Origin of the sequence: Catenulispora rubra (genome assembly GCF_015356825.1) — a bacterium.
Lineage (GTDB): Bacteria > Actinomycetota > Actinomycetes > Streptomycetales > Catenulisporaceae > Catenulispora > Catenulispora rubra.
Genome location: NZ_JAACYW010000501.1, coordinates 1 through 4,090 on the forward strand (window position 1 = coordinate 1; position 4,090 = coordinate 4,090).

Sequence of the window (4,090 nt, forward strand, 5' to 3'; positions counted from 1 at the left end):
GGGAACACCTGGGATTCACCGTGCCGCGCGAGCCGCTGCCGTGGCCGCCGACGCTGCCCCGGCGGGTGGCGGGCGTGAACTCGTTCGGGATGAGCGGCACCAACATCCCCGGCGCGATATACGCCTATAACCATTCCGAAGATTATGTGCACGAAGTCCTCGACTACTCCGCCCAATACTTCGAGGGCGCAGGGGACAGCCAGGCCCCGCCGGGCACTACAGATCAGGCCACGCAATCAGCGGTGATCGCCAAGGTTCTCGCCTACGCTCGGGCCCAGCTCGGTGTGCCCTACGAATGGGGCGGCAATGGCCCCGCTCACGGCCAGGGATTCGACTGCTCCGGACTCGTCCAAGCAGCCTACGCTGCCGCCGGCGTTGCCCTGCCTCGAGTCGCCACCGACCAATACCACGCTGGAAGAATACTTCCACCCGGAACGCCGCTACAACCCGGAGATTTGGTATTCTTTGGCAGCCCGCAATTTGCGCATCACGTTGGAATCTATATGGGCGACGGGCTAATGATTAATGCGCCGAACACGGGATCGGTCGTGCGGTACGAAGATTATCGTTGGCCCGACTATTTCGCGGCGACGCGACCCACCGCGCGCTGACCACGTGGCTCGTGGGGCCGGACCCGTGGCCGGTGATGAGGGGGCACCTCACCGACACGGATCCAGGCGCCGTCCGTCACGGTCTTTCTCGGGGTGCTGTCACCCAGACGCGAGTCCAACCCGGGGTCCTCCCAGCGGTCCTTTCAGGCCCCTTACCGGGGGTCCCGCCATGAGAAGACCACCCCGATCCAGTCTCCTGGCAGCTCACAGCACCTTTACGCAAGGTCGGAACGACCAGACTGATCGGTAGAGGCAACTAATCCCGATCTCTGCATGCGGCGCCCGGTGTCCTCTCACTCGGACGTCAGCCGTCCCCCTTGTTCCGTCCCCATCCTGCTGTTCGGTTGTCCTCATCTGCCCTCTTCTTGTCTTTCAACCCCACCCCTCTACCCCAACCGACCTCAACCCCAACCCGCTTGCCGGCGTGGCCGAACCCGGCGTTGCGCGGGTTGCCGGCGGCGTAGGCGCGACGGCGGGCGGTTCCGCCCGCGATCGCGCGCGAACCGGGCAACCGTAGGCGCACGCGCCGAACGGGCACCGAAAAATAGGCGCGCGGGGCGCCAACCGCACGGTTCGTAGGCCGGAATCGCGCGCCTCGACGCTTTCAGAGGGAACATTGCTAAAGAGTCTTGGAAAGCGTCGAGAAAATGCAAAACAACGACACTTATCAAGCCGCAATTCGACTGGATCTATGCCCGAAAGCCGAGCTATATTAGTGATGTGCCCGGGGGGAAGCCCGAAGCGGGAAACGCGAACCGGTCACAAAAGAAAGTCAGAAACACCGACTCGACTCTTAGCGAATGCCGAGATAGGGTTAGATCATCAGCCGGGAAACCGGAAAGAAAGTCCCCCGAAGCGTATTCGGGAAACCCCAGAAAATCCCTGACCTGGCGTGAGCCTTGTCAAAATCGGGAAGGATTAATGTAATGGTCGCGATTCCCCGCTCGGCAACGCTCACCGAAACCTTCATCGGTACGCACCCGGCCCACGGCTGTCACGTTACCTATAAGCGCTACGGGAACCTGATCCGAGGCGGCCGCCCCATCGAATGGGTGTCCTGCGAAACCGTCTGGCCCAGCGGTACCACCAGAAGTTTCACCTCACAGGCCACCGGTAGCACCATCCGCGAGATCGACGAGATCTTCGCCAAACTCGCGGCCCGATACACGGTCAACGCCTCCCACACCCGCCACGCCTCCTGAACGCAGAACGAAAGGCTCTGACGCAATGACGGAAGTGGTATTGCCCGCGTGCGGCGAATGCAGCGCGGGCCCCGGGCAAAGGTGCGACCCCCGATGTACCGCACGGGGACCGTACGAATACATGGCCCGAGACGACCAACACCCCGACGTCACCGGCGCCATCACCGCCCTCGCCGCGCAAGGCGTGAGCGCCCGGGTCGTCAGCCCCGACGGTCGCGGCTACTTCCTGGAAGTCGCCACCGGCGGCGACGGGCACCACATCTGGATCGGCGCGCCGGATTGCCTGCCGGAAGATCCCGAGACGGAAGCGGCTACCGGATGGGTCGCCAACTACCTGGACGAACAGAACGACTTCATCGACGCACCCTACGCCGCATGGGACAACCCTGACCCGGCACCGATGGCTGCCGCCATCGCCGGCTTCATCGCCGCCCTCTGACACCCGCCACCCCACGCCCGCGAACGGAACAGCCGCCATGCCCGACGCCACCAGCGAATTCATCGATCACTGGATAGCCGAGGAACCCGGCAGCCTCGGCGAACACTTCGCCGAAGCGGTGGACTCCGCGAGATGGGGCGACAACCCGCGAGGCGGCACGCTGGCCAACAAGTACCGCATCACCCTGATCACCGATGAAGTCCTCGACGCGGCTGTTGCGCGCCGACTGGCCGAGGAACTCTTGGCCGCGAACGACCCGCGCATCGCCGACCCGCATGGCCCGGCCGGGGCGATCGAGGTCACCAGCGGCGAGGAACCTCGCGCCTGGATCCTGTTCGGCCGATCCCGGTCGCACCTTTCCCGCCATGCCGCGAGGACCTGGCTTCCCAGCTGACCGGATTCCCGCCCCGGCGCGAGGAATGGCTCCCGGTCGCCACCGCAGCCCCTCTCAGTTTGCCCTGACCACCACCTGATCCCGAAGGAACGTACCGCGCCACCATGACCGCGCCCACTATCACCGCCACCGCATCGGGCATATCCGCCGTATCAGCCCTGGCCGCCGCGCCTCCGACCTTTGCCGCCGCCTCGGTTCCGACCCCGCCGCCGATCTCGGTCGCCGTCGCCCCGGCACCTGCTACGGCTCCGGTTCCGCCGACACCTGTCTCACCGACCGCCGCCCAGACGGCGAAGGCCAAGCCCGGGGAACTGCGCGCCACAGTCGCCGGAGTCCTTGCCGCCGATTCCACCGCTGATTTCTCCGTCACCGAACTGGTCAGCGCCCTTGGCAATTCCGGCGGTGCGATCGGCAACGCCTGCGAGACCTTGGTGGCGCGTGGCGAGGCGGACAGGGTCGGCGCCAAACCCCGCCGCTACAAGGCGAACGCCCAGACCGCTGCCGCCGCCGCGAAGGCCGTGATCACTTCGCCCGGCCAAGGACTCCCGCCGCGCACCGCCGGCCTTTCGGGCACGACTGCGAGCACAACTCCGCCTGCCACCACCCCGCCTCCGCGCAAGCGCAGCCCGGCCAAGACGGGACCGATCACCCGCCCCAACGGGCAGCTCTACTACCCCCGCACCCTGGCGCCCGGAATCTCCGACGTAGACGCCTTGCACAGACTGCGGGACGCCGGAATCCCGGCCCTGCTCTACGGACCCCCGGGCACCGGGAAGACCTCCATGGCCGAGGCCGCCTTCGACGACCTGATCACCATCGCAGGCGACGGAGACACGACGGTCGGGGACTTGATCGGCGACTGGACGCAGAAGGACGACGGCGGATACGAGTTCATCTACGGGCCCGTGATCGAGGCGATGCTGGAGGGACGCCCCCTCCTGATCGACGACGCGACCCTCATCAGCCCCAAGGTGCTCGCAGCGATGTACCCCGCCATGGACGGCCGGAAGCAGATCATCGTCAAGGCCCACAAGGGCGAGGTCATCACTGCCGACGACGGGTTCTACGTGATCGCCGGACACAACCCGGGCGTACACGGCGCGATCCTCACCGAGGCGCTGAGCTCCAGGTTCAGTACCCAGATACACGTCGAGACCGACTACGACCTGTGCCAACAGCTCGGAATCGACCCCAAGGCCGTCACCATCGCCCGAGGGCTGGCGAAGCTCGCTGCGAACGGTGAGGTCGGCTGGGCACCGCAGTTGCGCGAACTGATCGCCTTCCAGAGGATCGCCGACACCATCGGCCCAGAGGTCGCCTTCGCCAACCTGATCGGCATCGCCCCGATCGAGGACCGTGACCAGGTCGCCGACTTGGTCGCCAAGACCTTCAAGAAGGTCAAGCCGCTCGCCCTCGGCAAGCAGATCTGACCCCGGCCCCGCCC

5 protein-coding genes are annotated in these 4,090 nt (G+C 66.0%); all 5 read left to right on the plus strand.

Annotated elements, in window-relative coordinates; translation table 11 throughout:
* On the plus strand, window positions 1-611 hold a 611-nt coding region (locus GWK61_RS53060), incomplete at its 5' end, for a C40 family peptidase (protein WP_194921919.1).
* 926 nt (window positions 612-1,537) lie between these two features.
* Window positions 1,538-1,813, plus strand: a complete 276-nt coding sequence (locus GWK61_RS53065) for a hypothetical protein (protein ID WP_194921921.1) — start codon at window positions 1,538-1,540, stop codon at window positions 1,811-1,813.
* A gap of 121 nt (window positions 1,814-1,934) precedes the next feature.
* Window positions 1,935-2,252 (plus strand): hypothetical protein, encoded by a 318-nt coding sequence (locus GWK61_RS53070; protein ID WP_194921922.1) that lies wholly within the window; start codon window positions 1,935-1,937, stop codon window positions 2,250-2,252.
* A 37-nt stretch (window positions 2,253-2,289) separates the two neighbouring features.
* Window positions 2,290-2,646, plus strand: a complete 357-nt coding sequence (locus GWK61_RS53075; protein WP_194921923.1) for a hypothetical protein — start codon at window positions 2,290-2,292, stop codon at window positions 2,644-2,646.
* A gap of 104 nt (window positions 2,647-2,750) precedes the next feature.
* On the plus strand, window positions 2,751-4,076 hold the full coding sequence (locus tag GWK61_RS53080; protein WP_194921924.1) for an AAA family ATPase: 1,326 nt from the start codon (window positions 2,751-2,753) through the stop codon (window positions 4,074-4,076).
* Window positions 4,077-4,090: the final 14 nt, after the last annotated feature.